Annotated in this window: 17 protein-coding genes and 1 other RNA gene; 8 read left to right on the top strand and 10 right to left on the bottom strand. The window is 37.9% G+C overall.

Features of this window, described 5'->3' with window-relative positions; genetic code table 11:
* Positions 1–48: 48 nt before the first annotated feature.
* Together I2490_RS14395 and I2490_RS14390 are read right to left on the bottom strand one after the other, a co-directional pair.
* Positions 49–357 (bottom strand): hypothetical protein, encoded by a 309-nt coding sequence (locus I2490_RS14395; protein WP_206460469.1) that lies wholly within the window; start codon positions 355–357, stop codon positions 49–51.
* Between the two features lie 252 nt (positions 358–609).
* Positions 610–1,047, bottom strand: a complete 438-nt coding sequence (locus I2490_RS14390) for a hypothetical protein (RefSeq protein WP_206460468.1) — start codon at positions 1,045–1,047, stop codon at positions 610–612.
* A gap of 287 nt (positions 1,048–1,334) precedes the next feature.
* Between I2490_RS14390 and I2490_RS14385 the strand changes: the two genes are divergently transcribed.
* The 6 genes from I2490_RS14385 to I2490_RS14360 all read left to right on the top strand — a co-directional run bounded on the left by I2490_RS14385 (position 1,335) and on the right by I2490_RS14360 (position 6,714).
* The gene (locus I2490_RS14385) at positions 1,335–2,063 is read left to right on the top strand and encodes a helix-turn-helix domain-containing protein (protein ID WP_206460467.1); all 729 of its coding nucleotides are present in this window, start codon (positions 1,335–1,337) and stop codon (positions 2,061–2,063) included.
* A gap of 258 nt (positions 2,064–2,321) precedes the next feature.
* Complete coding sequence (locus tag I2490_RS14380; RefSeq protein WP_206460466.1) at positions 2,322–2,984, top strand: peroxiredoxin; 663 nt, start codon at positions 2,322–2,324, stop codon at positions 2,982–2,984.
* Positions 2,985–3,159: 175 nt separating this feature from the next.
* The gene (gene larE, locus I2490_RS14375; RefSeq protein ID WP_206460465.1) at positions 3,160–3,981 is read left to right on the top strand and encodes an ATP-dependent sacrificial sulfur transferase LarE; all 822 of its coding nucleotides are present in this window, start codon (positions 3,160–3,162) and stop codon (positions 3,979–3,981) included.
* Positions 3,982–3,987: 6 nt separating this feature from the next.
* Positions 3,988–4,734, top strand: coding sequence for a nickel pincer cofactor biosynthesis protein LarB (gene larB, locus I2490_RS14370; RefSeq protein WP_206460464.1), 747 nt, complete (start codon positions 3,988–3,990; stop codon positions 4,732–4,734).
* Positions 4,735–4,781: 47 nt separating this feature from the next.
* The gene (gene larC, locus I2490_RS14365; protein ID WP_206460463.1) at positions 4,782–6,146 is read left to right on the top strand and encodes a nickel pincer cofactor biosynthesis protein LarC; all 1,365 of its coding nucleotides are present in this window, start codon (positions 4,782–4,784) and stop codon (positions 6,144–6,146) included.
* A 292-nt stretch (positions 6,147–6,438) separates the two neighbouring features.
* Positions 6,439–6,714: a hypothetical protein gene (locus tag I2490_RS14360; protein WP_206460462.1), complete on the top strand. Its 276-nt coding sequence runs from the start codon at positions 6,439–6,441 to the stop codon at positions 6,712–6,714.
* Positions 6,715–6,786: 72 nt separating this feature from the next.
* Here the strand turns inward: I2490_RS14360 and I2490_RS14355 are convergent, their stop codons facing one another.
* The 3 genes from I2490_RS14355 to I2490_RS14345 are packed head-to-tail and all read right to left on the bottom strand — an operon-like array spanning position 6,787 to position 11,570.
* The gene (locus I2490_RS14355) at positions 6,787–8,199 is read right to left on the bottom strand and encodes a Na+/H+ antiporter NhaC family protein (RefSeq protein ID WP_206460461.1); all 1,413 of its coding nucleotides are present in this window, start codon (positions 8,197–8,199) and stop codon (positions 6,787–6,789) included.
* 38 nt (positions 8,200–8,237) lie between these two features.
* Positions 8,238–9,173: a glycyl-radical enzyme activating protein gene (locus I2490_RS14350; protein WP_206460460.1), complete on the bottom strand. Its 936-nt coding sequence runs from the start codon at positions 9,171–9,173 to the stop codon at positions 8,238–8,240.
* Positions 9,174–9,194: 21 nt separating this feature from the next.
* Positions 9,195–11,570, bottom strand: a complete 2,376-nt coding sequence (locus I2490_RS14345) for a glycyl radical protein (protein ID WP_206460459.1) — start codon at positions 11,568–11,570, stop codon at positions 9,195–9,197.
* Positions 11,571–11,906: 336 nt separating this feature from the next.
* On the opposite strand from I2490_RS14345, the gene I2490_RS14340 reads away from it, so the two are divergent.
* Both I2490_RS14340 and I2490_RS14335 read left to right on the top strand, forming a co-directional pair.
* Complete coding sequence (locus I2490_RS14340; protein ID WP_206460458.1) at positions 11,907–12,239, top strand: cupin domain-containing protein; 333 nt, start codon at positions 11,907–11,909, stop codon at positions 12,237–12,239.
* Positions 12,223–13,788: a helix-turn-helix transcriptional regulator gene (locus tag I2490_RS14335; RefSeq protein WP_206460457.1), complete on the top strand. Its 1,566-nt coding sequence runs from the start codon at positions 12,223–12,225 to the stop codon at positions 13,786–13,788. Before I2490_RS14340 ends, I2490_RS14335 begins: the two co-directional genes overlap by 17 nt.
* A 164-nt stretch (positions 13,789–13,952) precedes the next feature.
* On the opposite strand, the gene I2490_RS14330 is transcribed toward I2490_RS14335, so the two are convergent.
* From I2490_RS14330 to ffs, 5 genes are all read right to left on the bottom strand, one after another.
* Positions 13,953–14,204, bottom strand: coding sequence for a GIY-YIG nuclease family protein (locus I2490_RS14330; protein WP_206460456.1), 252 nt, complete (start codon positions 14,202–14,204; stop codon positions 13,953–13,955).
* Complete coding sequence (gene recR / locus I2490_RS14325; protein ID WP_206460455.1) at positions 14,204–14,803, bottom strand: recombination mediator RecR; 600 nt, start codon at positions 14,801–14,803, stop codon at positions 14,204–14,206. The genes I2490_RS14330 and recR overlap by 1 nt, the downstream gene beginning before the upstream one ends.
* A gap of 39 nt (positions 14,804–14,842) precedes the next feature.
* Entirely contained in the window at positions 14,843–15,202 is a 360-nt protein-coding gene (locus tag I2490_RS14320; protein ID WP_206460454.1) for a YbaB/EbfC family nucleoid-associated protein, read from the bottom strand.
* Positions 15,203–15,228: 26 nt separating this feature from the next.
* The gene (dnaX, locus tag I2490_RS14315) at positions 15,229–16,827 is read right to left on the bottom strand and encodes a DNA polymerase III subunit gamma/tau (RefSeq protein WP_206460453.1); all 1,599 of its coding nucleotides are present in this window, start codon (positions 16,825–16,827) and stop codon (positions 15,229–15,231) included.
* A 66-nt stretch (positions 16,828–16,893) separates the two neighbouring features.
* Positions 16,894–16,992, bottom strand: an RNA gene (ffs, locus tag I2490_RS14310) — signal recognition particle sRNA small type.
* Positions 16,993–17,021 lie beyond the last annotated feature (29 nt).

Below are 17,021 nucleotides of genomic sequence, written 5' to 3'. Positions count from 1 at the left end.
TGAAATCTCTATTTTCCCCCTGAATTATACTTTTTTATTCAGACACTCCTATCTGAAAATATAAGGAAAGGATTCTCTATAAGGTTTGAGAATCTCTTCCAGCATTAAAGGCTCCCCTTCCTTGTTAAAAGAAAAATTGTCTATACCCCCATGCTTAAAAATAAGATAGTCCGGATCAATGACTCCGAGAGATTTCATGCCATCTTTTAAGCTGTATTTTTCTATGAGCTTTTTCTGTTTTTCTTTGTTCTTTGCCTTTTCTCTCTCAATATCCCGTCCGTTTTCAGCCATAATCTGATCAATAGCTTCTTTCGTCATACCTTCAATTTTAAGCGCCTCTAAAAATTTTCTCTTCATAGCCCCTCCATCTTCAATTACGCATTTTACGAGGTTGCTTCTCGCACTTATCTGTGATTTATACGTCCACAGTAAAACATTTAAAAAGACTTTTTAACAGCCTCTTTTTAAATAGATTAGTGAACGATGTAATTTACAAATAAAAAAGAACCATCTTGATATAATGGTTCTCTAATATGAATAATCTTTTGCATCTTTCACCAATATCACTATAACACTGAAAAAGTGTTATTTCATCTCAACTTTGTCTCATTATGCAAATAATAGTTTTTTAAATCTTCCTAAAGCTGCATCTTTTTTTCGATATGCGGTGGCACGTTCGCAATGCAATTGTTCACAAATCACATCAATTGCATCTTGTTTTTTTAAATCTTGGCTGCAAAAAACTTCAAGTACTTGCCGCTCCTCCATCGTAAGATGTTTCCAAGCTTTCTCAAATAATTTACACTCTGTATTTAACTCATCCAATTTCTTTTTGATTGCTTCTTTTTGGATGGCATTATTAACCATAGCATCATTTTTTAAGCTTACTTGAACACGTTCTTTTTCATAACTAATTGCCCCTACGCCATCTTTCGCTATCAATTCAGCATACTGCTCTGTTAGTGATTCCAAAGCCGTAAGATTATCTTCGCGATTGCGGATCATATCCTCTGTAATTCGATTATAATTTATATATTTATCAAACATTCCTCTTCTCCTTATTCATTCGTATTTCTATTAATCCCTATTAAATAGTTTATACTTTATGTAATATCCCCCAAGAACCTCCTTTCTTTTTAAAATACTTGCATAAACTTACTTAATATGATAGTCTATTTTTATAGATTAAAATAACAATATCACCATATTATTAGACTTATATTTTGTTCAATTCTTCGGAATAATCTAATTATATATAATATTATTAGATTGTGTCAAGGTTATTTAATCTAAAAAACTATATTTAATTAGACTATTTATGGAGGTACCCACTTATGACATTCTCTGGAATATTAAAGCAACTAATGAAAAACGGGAATCTAACACCTTACAGACTGTCTAAAGATTTAAAAGTTCACCAAACTACAATTAAAAATTGGTTGGATGGTCAAACACCGGGACCAGAAAACATACAAAAAGTTGCAGATCGCTTTAATGTATCCATTGACTTTATGCTTGGTTTTGAAAAATTAATTACATGCAAAGACTGTGGATTGGTATATGATCCGATTGATGTGGATGATTCAGCAGAGCACAAAGAATACCATTATAAAAAACTACATGCAATTAGTAAATTTGGTGACTTATTAGATTATAATGAAAGAGAATTTTTAAAAAGAAAATCTAAGAGAATTATGGATAATCCATCAATCCCAATAAATTCTAAAGTTGATGCTTGTATTGAATACTTCAGAACTTTTTTTTCAATAAGTTTAGAGAAAAATGAGTTTTCACTAGATCATGTTGACTTTGAAACGTATGTGTCCATGCTTTTAAATCAGATTTACTGGAAAGATATTCTTGGAGATCAACTTTATAATTTAATGGTTTTAAAATACGGAAGAAAGCCAGGTATTATAGAAGGAAAAATATTTTATAATATTGAAAATGAAGAAGATGAACGAATAACACTTCAGTCTATTTCCATCTTAGAACATTGCGATATTACAATTGAACAAGATAATCAAATAGCAGATTATATTAATTATATTTTATCAAAATAACAGTAAATTTTTTTTTCATAAGAGGGATGTTTTTAAAACATCCCTTTTGCATTCTTCATTCTTCTAATTTCTTTAATCTTCAACATAAATTTGATTTACTAATCTCTTAATTACTTCTCACGTTTTTTTTCTTCATTCCTTTATCCTAATATTTAAAAATGAAAAATATAATTTATACTTTTCATTTCAAGAATTTAACCCAATTACGTCAACCCGAATACAATGAAATAGTAAAAAAAATGGAGGTTTATTTTTATCATGGAAATTACTCAATTAAACATTGGCATGCAAGCATCGGATTTTGCGGCAATGTCAACAATGGGTCCAATTAAAATGTCCGATTTTAAAGGCAAATGGGTTGTCTTTTTCTCTCATCCGGGAGACTTTACCCCTGTTTGTACTACGGAATTCGTAGCCTTTGCACAAGCCAATCAGGATTTTGTAGATCGAAATGCACAATTGTTAGGAATTAGCATTGACAGCAATCCATCACATCTTGCGTGGATCTATGACATTTACTTAACAACCGGAATTACAATTCCATTTCCGGTTATCTCAGATCGAACCGGCGACATAGCTCGTTCATACGGTATGTTTGCTCCGGATGTTACAACGCAATCAACAATCCGTGATGTATTTATCATTGATCCAATGCAGGTAATACGGGCTATTTTAATTTATCCTGCAACAAATGGAAGAAACATTCAAGAAATACTAAGGCTGTTGATCGCAATCCAAACAACCGATGAATACAAGGTTTTAACACCGGCAAACTGGGAACCGGGCCAGCCTGTTCTCGTTCCGCCTCCAATGACATACGATGGATTACTCAGACGCCAAACTGATCCACAAGAAATCGGTCTTGAATGTGAGGATTGGTTCTGGTGTTATAAAATGGCAACATTGCCGGAATCAAAATAAAAACAGGCATATTACAAAAGGTCTTGATGTTTTTATAAAATTACGTCATAATAAAATAGACCATTGATAAAAACAACCCTTGAAATTTCAAAAATAAATTGATTTTTCAAGGGTTTTTAAAAATTCTTTTTGAAATTATACGAAAGATATTTAAATGAAACAGAAAGGGCATTTTATGCACGATAATAAAGATATACAAAATAAACAAGAAGCATTGGCTTCAATTTTGAGAAAAAGCAATAACCTTGCAATTGCTTTTTCTGGAGGAGTTGACAGTACCTTTCTTTTACTGTTTGCAAAAGATATCTTAAAAGAAAATGTTGTTGCAATCACGGTGGATTCCCCTATGTATTCAAAAGAAGAGTTAATGGATGCCAATCTCTTCTGCAAAGAACATAATATAAAACATTATCACGTTACATTGAGCGAGCAATCTTTTCATACTTTCTCACATAATCCTCCTAACCGATGTTATTTATGTAAGAAAATTATTTTTTCTGAGATTTTAAAGAAAGCAAAAGAACATGAATTTTTTTTCGTTGCAGACGGAACCAATTATGATGACATCAATGACTATCGACCCGGTCTTTTAGCTCTAGAAGAACTAAATATAATAAGTCCTTTAAAAGACGCAGGTTTTACAAAAGAAGAAATACGTCAATTATTAAAATCAAGAAATAATACTTCCTGGGACAAGCCACCATTTGCTTGTCTTGCTTCTCGTATTCCATATGGAGAAGAAATTACAATTGAAAAATTGAAAGCGATTAATTTGCTAGAAAAAGAGCTTCATCAATTCGGATTTAAACAATGTCGTGTACGTCATCATGGCAGCATTGCACGTATCGAGGTTTCTCCGGAAGAACGCAGCAAATTTTTCAATCTTTCACTTATGGACCAAATAGACACTGCTGCAAAAAAAATAGGATTTCTCTATGCCGCATTGGATCTTGGCGGCTATCAAATGGGAAGTCTAAATCAAACTTTAGAAAGGTAAAACACCATGGATCATTCTTACTTAATGAAAGTGCTGAATCAAGTTGCAAGTGGAGAAAAAAAACCAGAAGACGCAATTGAACAATTAAAGACACTCCCTTTTGAGGAGTTGGAATTTTCAACGATTGACCAGCATCGTAATCTTCGGACAGGTTACCCAGAGGCCATTTTTTGTGAAGGAAAAACACCGGAACAAGCTGCAGAAATCGTACGTCATATGATGATTCATAATACAAATATCCTTGCGACTCGTGCCTCTCAAAACCATTATGATGCAATTAAACAGGTTGCAGCGGATGCAGTTTATCATGAACTGGCGCGTATTATTGTTATAAAACAACGAGAAATACATTGTTCTGAAAAAACAATTGCAGTAATCACTGCTGGAACTGCAGACATTCCGGTTGCAGAAGAAGCAGCAATTACTGCTGAAATTCTTGGCAACAAAGTGGATCGTATTTATGATGTTGGCGTTGCCGGGATTCATCGTTTATTATCAAAAACAAAACAAATCCGTACTGCAAATGTCATTATTGTTGTAGCAGGTATGGAAGGTGCCTTAGCAAGTGTTGTAGGTGGTCTTGTGGACAAGCCGGTGATTGCTGTTCCTACAAGTGTAGGATATGGAGCCAGTTTTGGAGGTATATCTGCTCTCCTGACAATGTTAAACAGCTGTGCAGCCGGCGTAGGCGTAGTAAATATTGACAACGGTTTTGGTGCTGCATATCTAGCATCTAATATTAACAAACTGTAATTTATACTTTATGGGAATATACTTTTAAAAATAAGAAAGGAATTATTATGGAACGTATTTTATACTTTGATTGTTTTTCCGGTATCAGTGGCGATATGACGCTGGGAGCATTAATCGATTTAGGAGTTGATCCTTCTTATTTAAAATTAGAATTAGAAAAGCTCTACATTTCCGGTTATACTTTAGAAATAAAATCGACTGAACAAAATGCGATACAAGGTACGGATGTTATTGTCCATCTTACTCAAGACACACAAGAAACTCATGATCATGAGCATCCGCATAATCATCATTGCCATGAGCATCACGAGCACCATCATGAACATCATGAAAATAATCACCACGAGTACTATCATGAACATCTTGATAATGACCATCACAATACTGATTTAAAGCACCATCATGAACATGAAAATGCCCGTAATTTATATGATATCATTGAAATTATTAATCAGAGCTCCATAAAAGTAAGAGCGAAAGAACAAGCAATTTCGATTTTTACTGAGATTGCAAAGGCTGAAGCAAAGGTTCATGGTAAAACATTGCATGAAGTTCATTTTCATGAAGTCGGTGCTACCGACTCTATTGTAGACATTGTCGGAACCGCAATCTGTTTGGACTATTTAAATATCGACCGTATATGTTGTTCTGTCATTCAAGACGGTCACGGATTCATTGAATGCCAACACGGTCGGCTTCCCGTTCCGGTCCCTGCCGTTTCCCAAATGCTTGCAGAAAGCAAACTAACACTGGTTTCCAGTGATGTTCAAGGTGAATTGGTTACTCCCACCGGCTTTGGTATTTTAAAAGCAACCGTCTCAGATTGTGGTACCATGCCAAAAATGAAAGTAGAAAAAATTGGTTATGGCTTCGGAAAGAAAAAAACGGGTAAATTTAATGCATTAAGAGTTTATCTAGGGACTGCCTCTTTAAATTTAAACATTCCAACTGATTCAAACGAATTAAATATGTATACAAACACGGTTTGTGTTATCGAAACTTCTTTGGATGATGAGACCGGCGAAGTGCTATCCTATACAATGGATTGCTTGTTCAATGCAGGTGCCTTAGATGTATACTATACGCCAATTTACATGAAAAAAAATCGTCCGGGTATTTTGCTCACTGTACTTTGCAATGAAGAAGACTTACAAAGAATGGCTGACATTTTATTCCGTGAAACTTCCACAATCGGACTTCGCTATCGAAAAACAGAAAGATTAACCTTATCACGTAATATAGAAAAGATAGAAACTCCATTAGGGGCTATTCAAATTAAAAAAACGGCATATGAAGAATTAAATAAATGCAAACCAGAATTTGATGACTGTGTCACCCTTGCAAAAAAACATCATCTATCTCTCAAAGAAATTCAGCGTCAACTGGAATCATTTCTATCAAAACAAATATAAAAAACATGGTTTTTATTCAAAGAAAATGGTAAGATAAAGCTAAGAAAGAATGGGAGGAAAGTGCAATGAGAGGTATCGCAAGAACTGGTCTTATCTTAGGAATTGTAGCATCTGCAGTATCTGCAACTGCTATAATATTCAGCGCTATTAGTTTACTTAGAACAAGATAAACATGATAAAACAAATCTTACAAAAAACGACTCAAGAGTTCTAAAAAGAACGATTATGAGTCGTTTTTTCTTATATTTGATAATCTTTTAATAATACAATCATATTGGGACAGATTATTAGTATGGAGGTAAAAAAATATGAATATGATAAAATTCATACTACTGCTAAATCTTTATTAAACAAAAATAATTATGATGAAAAAGGGATAAGTGCACTTGATAAAATAAAAACCTATCTAATGATTAACATCCAAACATTAACAGACAAAACACCGTCTCATATTGCGGAGATGTTAATGATCGGCAGTAATATGGGTGTAATTGATGTTATGCGTGTTTTTAGAGCATATTTAAAAGGGGCTGGATTGAAAATCCAGCCCCTTTCATATTCAGTTTAGCTGACCCCAATGTCATTCCCTAATCTCAAACCTCAATCTAGCTTATTTCATTTCTATCCCTGCTGTTGTTGTTTATGACATTGCGAAACCAAAGACTACATATGCGATGAATGATATTGCTGTAACAATTCCTATATATGGCAGCTGTGCAATTGCATAATCTACGTTATTAATTCTGCAAGCTGAAGCTGACAGAAGAGTTACGTCTGAATAGAAGCAGGCCTGTGCACCGAAGCATGCAGCTGAGATAATTGCTCCCAGTGTGAGTGGAATACTTGCACCACTTGAAGCAGCCAGTGGAAGAATAATTGGAGTACATACTGCAGGGATACTCCAGATATTTCCTGTTGCGAAGCATACAATACCTACGAGTATAAATGAGATCGCTGGAAGCCATGCTGCACTCATATATGGACCTGCAACGTCGATCAGGTAGTCAGGTAAACCAATAAGGGTGATTGATTCTCTATAGAATAATGATGTAACGAGTACAACTGCTATAAACAGCATATCTTCAAGACCCTTGTAACAAGCGTCACAGAATTTACCAAGACTCATTATCTTGGTTGGAACGAACAGAATGAAACAAGCGAAGATACCACAGCTTACACCGTAAAGAATATCGTTCAGCCATAAAGTTACTATAATAACTACTACCATTGGTACGATGAATGCCCAAAGATGTGGTGTTATTTCTTTTTCTTCCTTAGCATTATCATCAGTGATAGCGCCCATTACGTCACCGAGTTCATCACCCTGGTTCTGCATGTTACTTGATGCTGGCCAAAGCTGTCTGGTTTCTGCAACTCTCTGATATGCCTTCTTAATACCACCCATCTTAGGAACGATTCCCAGAATTACTAGGAGTACGAAGATTACACAGAGAAATGGATAGAAGAAGTATGGCATGATATGGTAGTAAATGCTCATTGCACTGTCACCAACTACTGCAGCTTCTTCCTGCTGTTCAAAGATTCCTGAGAAGAATACTACCCATGCAGAAATCGGTATAATCAGACAAACTGGAGCTGATGTTGTATTGATGATGTAGCAGATCATTTCTCTTGGTGTCTTATGTTCATCTGAAAGGGTAAGTACACAGTTTGCAGTAACCAGGATGCTGAGGTAGTCGTCGATGAAGATTACAATTCCGCACAACCAGGTCATGAATAATACTTGTTTTTCTGACTTGATATACTTTCTAGCTAAATCACCTACTGCTACAGCTCCCTTTGACTGTCTGAGCAGCTGTACGAAGCATCCGAACAACAGACAAATAATTACGATATAGTTGTTGTCTGCATCGCATGATGCTGAAAGTAATGCATCCATCATTGGCATGAAGAACGCTGCCTTATAGTAAAATATATATCCGAGTATACCAGATAACAGGATACTCAGGATACACTTCTTAGTTACAAGCGCGAATACTAAGAAACCCAGCGCTGGAATTAAGGTGATGATTCCTAAATTAGTACCGTCCATAGTGATTCCTTCCTCTTAAATTATCTATAAGTAATTTTTTATACTCTTCCCAAAATTTCCACCTTTAAATTTATTTCATTTTTAAAATAAAATTCTATTTCTGTCAGGCGCTCCTCTGTCGGCTGTTCGAATTCCTCCTGCGTACCGCCCACGTTTCTTTTCTTGCTGATTCCAAGACTGTGGTATGGGAGCAGATTCACTCGTTTCACTCCGATTTCCCTGTAAAGTTCGCCCGTACGCTTAATTATGTCGTCGCTGTCATTCACTCCCTTGATGAGAGGCATTCTCATAATCAACTTATCCACAGTTCTTGCATTTGCTGCGAGCCTTCTTAGGTTGCCAATGATCAACTGATTGCTGACTCCCGTGTATTCTCTGTGAACTTCGTCGTCAATTGATTTCATATCGTAAAGAATGTCCGTGACGTTTTCCATGAGAGCCATTTTCATGAGAGCCTGTGAATCTCCAAAGCCAGATGTATCCATGCACACGTTGATGCCTCGTTTGCCCGCTTCATCGATAAGCTTGCTTACAAATTCTGCATGCATGAGGATTTCTCCTCCGCTGACTGTAATACCGCCCTCTGTGTTATCATAGAAACCTTTATCCTGCTCCGCTATGCAGAGTATTTCATCTATGGTCATTGGCTTGGCTACAGGTCTTAGGGCCTGTGCATAGCACTCGTCTTCACACTTGAGACACACGTCGCATTTGCTTCTGTCAATTACAACTCCCTCTTCCAAGTTCATTGTCACTGCACCTTGAGGACATATCTTGACGCAGTATCCACATCCGATGCAGTTGTTTGGTGACTTGATAAGTTGCTGCTGCGGGTCGATTAGCTCAGGATTGTGGCACCACTTACAGCTGAGAGGGCAACCTTTCATGAATACTGTTGTTCTGATGCCAGGTCCGTCTTCTACGGAAAATTTCTGAAGGCTTCCTACAAGAACACTTTCAGGTGTATTACTCATTGAAACATCCTCCCCGTTATATTAATTCTGTGATAAGTGTGCAGTTCTGTATATAATAATATCTTGTGCTTTCTTATCAAGTTCTGTGAAGTATGCCATGTAGCCTGCTACACGAACCATGAGTCCCTTGTAGTTCTCGGGATTTTCCTGTGCCTTCCTGAGGGTTTCATTATCTACTACATTTATCTGTATATGTTCACCGCCATCTTCGAAAAATGTCTTGATAACGCCTTCGATAATATTCAGACCGCCTTCTCCCTGAACTCCCTTAGGGTCGAAACGCAGATTGAACAGTGCACCTTCGTGTAATACTTCCTGTCCCATGGCGGCAACTGACTTAACTGTAGCTGTCGGACCGTTAATATCTCTGCCCATCATTGGTGAAGCACTGTCGCAAAATGGTTCGCCTGCAAGTCTTCCATCTGGAAGTGCTCCTGTAACGAGACCGTGTGAAAGGTTTAAAGTCTGTGTATCAATGCCGAACGCGTAACCTCCACCTCTAGCATCTTTCCAGCCCTGAACAGTATTAGCAACATGATGTATCATTTCCTTGTAGATGCTGTCCACGTGCTCCAGATTGTTACCGTATTTTTCAGGCTTGTTTAGCAGAAGCTGACGAAGTCTTTCCTGCCCTTCAAAGTTCGTGTCGCATGCCTTGATCAGTTCATCCATTGTTATGTTCTTATCTTCGAATACGCACTTTTCCACTGCTGCGATAGAATCTGCCATGTTAGCTGCTCCTGAAATGTACATGCCGGCTGTTGAGTACTGCGCTCCACCGTGCTGTACGGATTTACCGCTTTCAACACATCCCTTAGTTACCATTGATGCGAAGATTACAGGGTATCGATTCATGTGAATGCTCTGCATCATGTTGTAGCCGATTCTGATTATATCGTAATGATGGATAATCTGCTTCTTAAGAGCATCCTTAAATTCTTCGATATTCTTGAATTTTCTTGGGTCTCCAGTTTCAAGTCCCATAAGCTTGCCTGTAGCAGGGTCAACGCCGTTGTGCAGAACGAATTCAACCATCTTACCCATGTTAACGTATCCGGCATCAGGTGAGCCATCTGTTCCGCCGCCGCCAGGACCTGGCTGAATACAACCTACGATAGTCCAATCTCTTGCTTCTTCTATCGTGCATCTAGCCTTGCCAAGACACATCTTGATTGCTGCGTTGTCATTAAAGAATCCTGGGTTTGCCTGTCCTTCCTGAATCATCCTGCATCCGAACTTAATCAGTTCTTCAGGAGTTTCTTCCCAGACTCTTACTGCCATTGTAGGCTGTGTTACCCGAAGTTCATCTGCTGCTTCCAGACAAAGAAATGACAAGTCGTTTGTTGCATCTTGGCCGTCTCGAGTCTGTCCGCCTACAACCAGGATCTGCCACATTGGATAACCTGCGAATGATGTAGCGTACCAATTGTCTCTTACTTCATATACTTCACATGCCTTAAGATAGAAGCATTCCAGCATTTCCAGAGCTTCTTCTCTTGTGATGTTCTTTTCATCGATTACGTCCCTCTTGTAGAATGACCACATGTACTGGTCAAATCTGCCGAATCCACATGCGGTAGTACAGACTTCAATGTGAAAATAAACGTGTGCGAACCATATTGACTGAAGTGCCTGTTGAAAGCTCTGCGGCGGGTTCTCAGGAACGATTCTGCAGTTTTCTGCAATCCTAAGAAGTTCCTGCTTTCTCTTCTCATCAGTGGATTCTGAAGCCATTCTTTCGGCTTCATCTGCCATTCTGTGTGCGTAAGTGATAAGTCCTTCGCACTGAATGATACATGCCTTCCAGAAATCCACCTTAGCCTGTTCCTCCATGGTCTGTGGAAGTAAATTGTCGATGTTTTTCTGGCACTCTTCCATATATCCTCTGATTCCTACAGTCAGAATCTTTTCATGGTCACATAAAGTTTCACCCGAAACACCATTCTCAAGGCCTACGCAAATAATGTCATCTTTCTCAAGTTCGCGAGTGTGTGCTGGAAGTACTGTCTGTGACAGGTCTTCCATCGACTTGCCTTCCCAGTATTTAAGCGTTTCAAGAATCGTTGCCTTATCTTCTGGTGAAATATAATATGGATCATTGCTTCTTGTTGAGATTTCGTCAATATCACTGATATACCATGAACTTGACTGAAATTCTGGATGCAGGTTGGCACCTCTATATGCATTTGTTGCTGTTCCTACGATAAGTTCATCATTCAGGATGAGTGTTGTCATATTCTCCATAATGTAGTTGACAACCTTGGCTCTAAAAATAGGAACTGCATCACCAGCAAACTTCTGGTATGCTTCAGTTGCCAGTACCAGCCTCTCTGCTGTGATTGTCGGAATCGTATTGAAAAGCTTTTCCCTCATCCTCTTAACTCTTGGTGTTAACATATTGTCCTCCTTCCGTTTTTTTAACTTCCACCATGATATATTAGGTTAGAGGTTTAAAACAACAACTAACTTGCTCATTTTCCTAATTGTGTTGTGCTTAAAAATAGCCACAGAATGACTCCACTAACTCTTGAAAAAATGGTTTCTTTCTATTATTTTCTATATCACTATGGCTTATGGCTCTAATTAGTTTGCTATAAACCTTAATTAACTTGCTAAAAAAATCAATAAAAAGCTTTTTCCCGTTTTCTAATCTGGTATATAATGTATACATAGAATTGTATATTAAGACTTCGTTTTAGATAGGCAGTTTCGTTTTCTAGAGAGGTGTTCAGCGTGTTATTTGAAAAAACAGCATATCTTGATGACTTTCCAATAAACATAAGAATTGTAAAAGTTACGGAATATCCTTTTCATTATCATCAGGATGTTGATTTTGTCTATGTTCTCAAGGGGGAAATCCGTCTGAAAAACGTATGTCATCATTACTTTCTGAAAGAAGGGGATATTTTTACCAACAGCGGTCATGAAGTTCACAGTTTGACCGCGACAGATAAGGAAAATGTTGTGGCAATTATACAGGTCAGTAATCGCTTTTTCACGCAATATTTTCCGACTTTGCCCAAAGCATGTTTCATGACATACATGTTTCATGACATATGTAAATAATGATAAATATCTTAAGTTTGATACACTCCATAAAATGCTTCTTCATATTCTGCTGGATTATTCAAGAAGAAGTTTTAATTATAAAAGCACCTGTATAGATCAGATGATTGAAGTAATAAAATACCTGAACCAGCACTACAACTTGTTTGCTTTCGAAGATAAGGTTGTAGTGAATTTTAGAAATGATAATCCTGTAGTAGTCGAGCGGATTAGCCGGATAATAAACTATATATACGCGAATCACGCAAGCAGAATCACCCTGGAAGACCTGGCAGAAAGAGAACACTTAAGTACCTTTTACCTCTCCCATCTTATCCGTGATTACATGGGCATAAACTTTCAGGAGCTGCTCTGTTTCGCCAGAGCCGAAATGTCAGAAATACTCCTGCTGGAAACTGACCGCAAAATCAGTGCGATCGCAAAGGATGTTGGCTTTTCAACCACATCATATTACAATAAATTCTTCAGCAAATGGTTTGGTCATACGCAACTGGAGCACCGTCAGCTTTATATGTCGCACATTCTGAGCGACGCGAGACCTGCACGGTTTGAACTGCTTTCTGACAATCAGGCTGTCAGTCTGATCAGACGATGTCTTTCAGCTGTAAGTGATCAGGAAAAAAGCTCTTCGGTCATAAATCGCCTTTATCTCACCGTTGATGTGAATCCTCAGATGGTCCCTGTTATGAATATACATCACTCTCTTGAAGTCGTTATAACTCAGGAGGATTATCACATAATGGGTGAACGGATTTTCAATCTGCTCTATGATCTTAACGCTTCTAGAGTTATTCTTGCTTCCCGCCAGGGAGACAGCGAAACAACAACAGCACTGATTGCAAATCGGCTCAGTTTCATCGGATACGAAGTGTCTACGGTATGTGACAACGGTTTGTGCTGTGGTTCTTCGGCAGGGTATGACTCAATAGCCGCAGCGATACACATATTCCGGACATATTTTATTTCAAAGGAAAACATAATGCACTGCAGATTGCGAGATCAGGGTGAACCGTCCATGATACTAAAAGGAGCCCCTTCCTGTATCACTTCCTGTCTTGTCCCCAAGCCTTCTTTTTACGCGTACCAGCTGCTTAAGAATATAAAAGGAAAACTTCTTTACTGGGGAAAATATTACTATGTAATAAAAAATGACTTGTCCGAAAAAGATTCGTATACGCTTGCTATTATAAATTATAATGACGACATACAGCACCTTTATATGCGTAATGCTGGTGTCTACGAAGCAAATGACATAATCAATTCCTTTAAGGATGAGCTCCACGTTGACTTCAGTATTCCTGTTGAATCTGGTCAATATGTTATCGCAAAATATGCATTGTCAAATTCCAATTCAATTTTCGCGCATATGTCGCATCTGGGGTTCCCGGAAGCTTTCCCTCTGCCGGAAGCCTGGGTTCACATGCTGAATACAGAACCTCAGGCACAAGTGAGCGTAGAAAATGTTGATGATAAGCTTAATATAAGTTCTGCTATAAAAGGCGCTGGAATTCATATTATTGTAGTTGAGAAAGTCGGCCCCGCCGACTAGATTATGATCGGCAGGCTTTCACAGTATTCAAAAATAAACAGAGCTGGAATTCTGAACTGCATTCCGTTAACACTATCAATCAAATCACAAAAACCTCTTGGCAATTAAATTCATTACCAAGAGGTTTCTAATATCTTTAACATTATCTTTTAAAAATAGGATGTTTATTTTTGTAATAGAATCAACTTTTCTGTACGTCTCAACTTTTTAATCTGCGCTTCTCTTTTTAAAGCATCGGAACGGCTTTTAAAAGTCTCATAATAAACCAATTCCACCGGCCGATGACTACGAGTATACTTCGCGCCGACACCTTGATTATGTGCCTTTATACGAGCTTGCAAATCTGTTGTCCATCCTGTATATAAGCTGCCATTGCTGCATTTTAAAATGTATACATAGTGTTTCTTTTCTTCCACTACAACTCCCTGCGTCCTTCCATGGCTTTTGATAAAGTGACTTCATCGGCATACTCCAAATCGCCACCAACCGGAATGCCATGTGCAATTCGGCTCACTTTAATGCCGGAGGGTTTAATAAGTCTTGAAATATACATAGCTGTAGCCTCTCCCTCTATATTGGGATTTGTGGCTAAAATGACTTCTTCCACATCATTGTTTTGTAAGCGTACAATTAAAGATTTTAAATTAATATCCTCCGGTCCAATTCCGTCCAAAGGCGAAATCGCCCCATGTAGTACATGATAAAGACCATGAAATTCACGTATACGTTCCATTGCCATTACATCTTTTGGACTTTCCACTACACAAATAATCTTTGGATCTCGTGCAGTGTCAGCACAATAGCTGCAAGGGTCAACATCGGTTAAGTTTCCGCAAATTGAACAATATCTCATATTTTTCTTAGCGTCAATAATAGCTTCTGCAAATGTATTGGCTTCTTTGTCTTCCATTGAAAGAATATGGAATGCCAAGCGTTGTGCGCTTTTTCCTCCAATACCAGGCAGCTTTGAAAGCTCACTGATTAATTTTGCCAGAGGTTTTGCATAATGCTTCATGAAATCACCTAGCTTCCTTTTTATGCTTCTTTTTCTAAATTAGAACAATCCAGGAATGGATAGACCTCCTGTTAATTTGCCCATTTCGTTTTGTGAAAGTTCTTCAATTTGACGAAGCGCTTCGTTTACCGCTACCATAATCAAATCCTGTAACATTTCAACATCATCAGGGTCTACAACTTCCGGCTTAATCTGAATGGATGTAATTTGTTTTTTTCCATTTACCTTCACACTTACTGCACCACCGCCAGCGGTTGCTTCCATTTCTTTTTCATCTAATTCCTGCTGCATTTCTTCCATTTGTCGTTGCATCTGCTGCACTTGCTGTAGTTGCTTTTGCATATTTGCTTTACCGCCTCCAGCACTTGGTTTTTTCCCAGCTCTCATACCTTTTCCCATTTTCTTTTTTCTCCTTTATTATCAAACTATTTAATATCTATACTTAAACCAAAACGTTTTCCAATGGCATTTGCTAATTTATCGACTTGATCTTCTGCCTTTGATTCAATTTGCGTGGATAAAACACATTCCATACGTAAGCGTTTTCCTATATGTCGTTCCATTAGTGCTTCCAATTGCTCTGCATTTTCCATTGCACATTTCTTTAATAATTCATTGCTGACTTCTACAACAAACCCATTTTCTGATACTTCACGTAAAGAAGTTCCTCTCTTCAGTAAGTGGAAACTTCCCTTTACTACATTTGGATCTGTAAACATGGATTGCCAAAGCTTACTTAAATCACAATTTATATTTGAATGTATCACTGGTTTATCTTGTGATGGTCTTTCTTGTTCTTGCAATGGTTTTTCTTGTGTTAATTTTTCCGGTATCGTCCTTTCTTGTACCGATTTAGTCGGTATAGAATTTTGTGCTGGTTCAACCGCCTTTGCTTTTGTTTCGTTAAACACGTTATGTCCATTTTCATTTTGATGAAAAAACTCACCACTCGCTAGTTTAACAATAGACAATTCCAATAATATCCTAGGTTGAGTTGACCACCTCGCATCATTCAATGCCTTTGATAATGTTATGATCGATTGGTCAATTGTGAATAAATCCAAAGCTTGACTTTGACTTCGAATTCGCTCTACATTTTCCATCGACATATTTAACATGTCCTCAGGGTTTTTGATGTATTTCGTTAATAAAAGGCACCGATAGTGACTAATCCAATCCTTCATAAATTGCCGTACTTCTTTACCGTCTTCCAAAATTCGGTTTAATAGCAACAACGCTTCCGAAACATTATGATGAATGACACAGTCGGTTATCTCTAAAAACGTCTCTTCACCGCTACTTCCCAAAACAGTTAATACATCCTGCCGCTTCACTGATTCCTCTCCCCCAGCAATACACTGTTCTAAGAGACTCAATCCATCACGAACTGATCCGTCTGCATTAGAAGCAATCAATCCCAAAGCTCCATCCGTTATCTCAATTCCCAAAGAATTGCAAATTTCACGCATACCCTCTGACAATTGCTTTTCCGGAACTCGGTGAAAATCCAATCGTAAACAACGCGATAAAATGGTAGCAGGAAGCTTTTGAACTTCTGTCGTAGCTAAAATAAACATTACATTTTCGGGTGGTTCCTCTAAGGTTTTCAATAATGCATTAAAAGCCCCAGTGGACAGCATATGCACTTCATCTATAATATAGACTTTGCAGCGTCCGCTCACCGGAGGATATTTTACACTTTCACGCAATTCTCGAATATTTTCTACCCCGTTATTGGAAGCCGCATCAATTTCAATTACATCCATAAAGGTGCCGTTTGTAATGTTCCTACAATTTTCACAACTGCCACATGGTCTTTCCCCTTGTGTTGCTAAACAGTTTACACCCTTTGCCAAAATTCGAGCTGTAGAAGTTTTACCGGTACCTCTTGTCCCACAAAAAAGATAGGCATGACTGGTTGAATTCCCATTGATTTGATTTGTGAGAATACGAACAATATGTTCTTGTCCAAGAATATCGTGAAATGTTTCCGGACGAAAACTACGATACAATGCCTGATACATGAGCAACCTCCTTTGTTTACAAGATAACGACGTAAAAAATTGCCCTTTAGGAGCTCCGCCGACGCGTGGAAAAGGCTAATCTGCGGCACATAAGAGTTTCCGCTTATCGCTGCTTCCTTCCGGACCTGACGAGGTTCACAGATTCTTATTGCGCAGGACCCAAACCACGGCCAACGAAGCTTCTAAAAGGCAAT

Source organism: Anaerovorax sp. IOR16 (assembly GCF_017168145.1).
In the GTDB taxonomy this organism is placed as follows: domain Bacteria; phylum Bacillota; class Clostridia; order Peptostreptococcales; family Anaerovoracaceae; genus IOR16.
The sequence above is the reverse complement of the archived record's forward strand: the minus strand, read 5'-3'. Positions and strand labels throughout refer to the sequence as shown.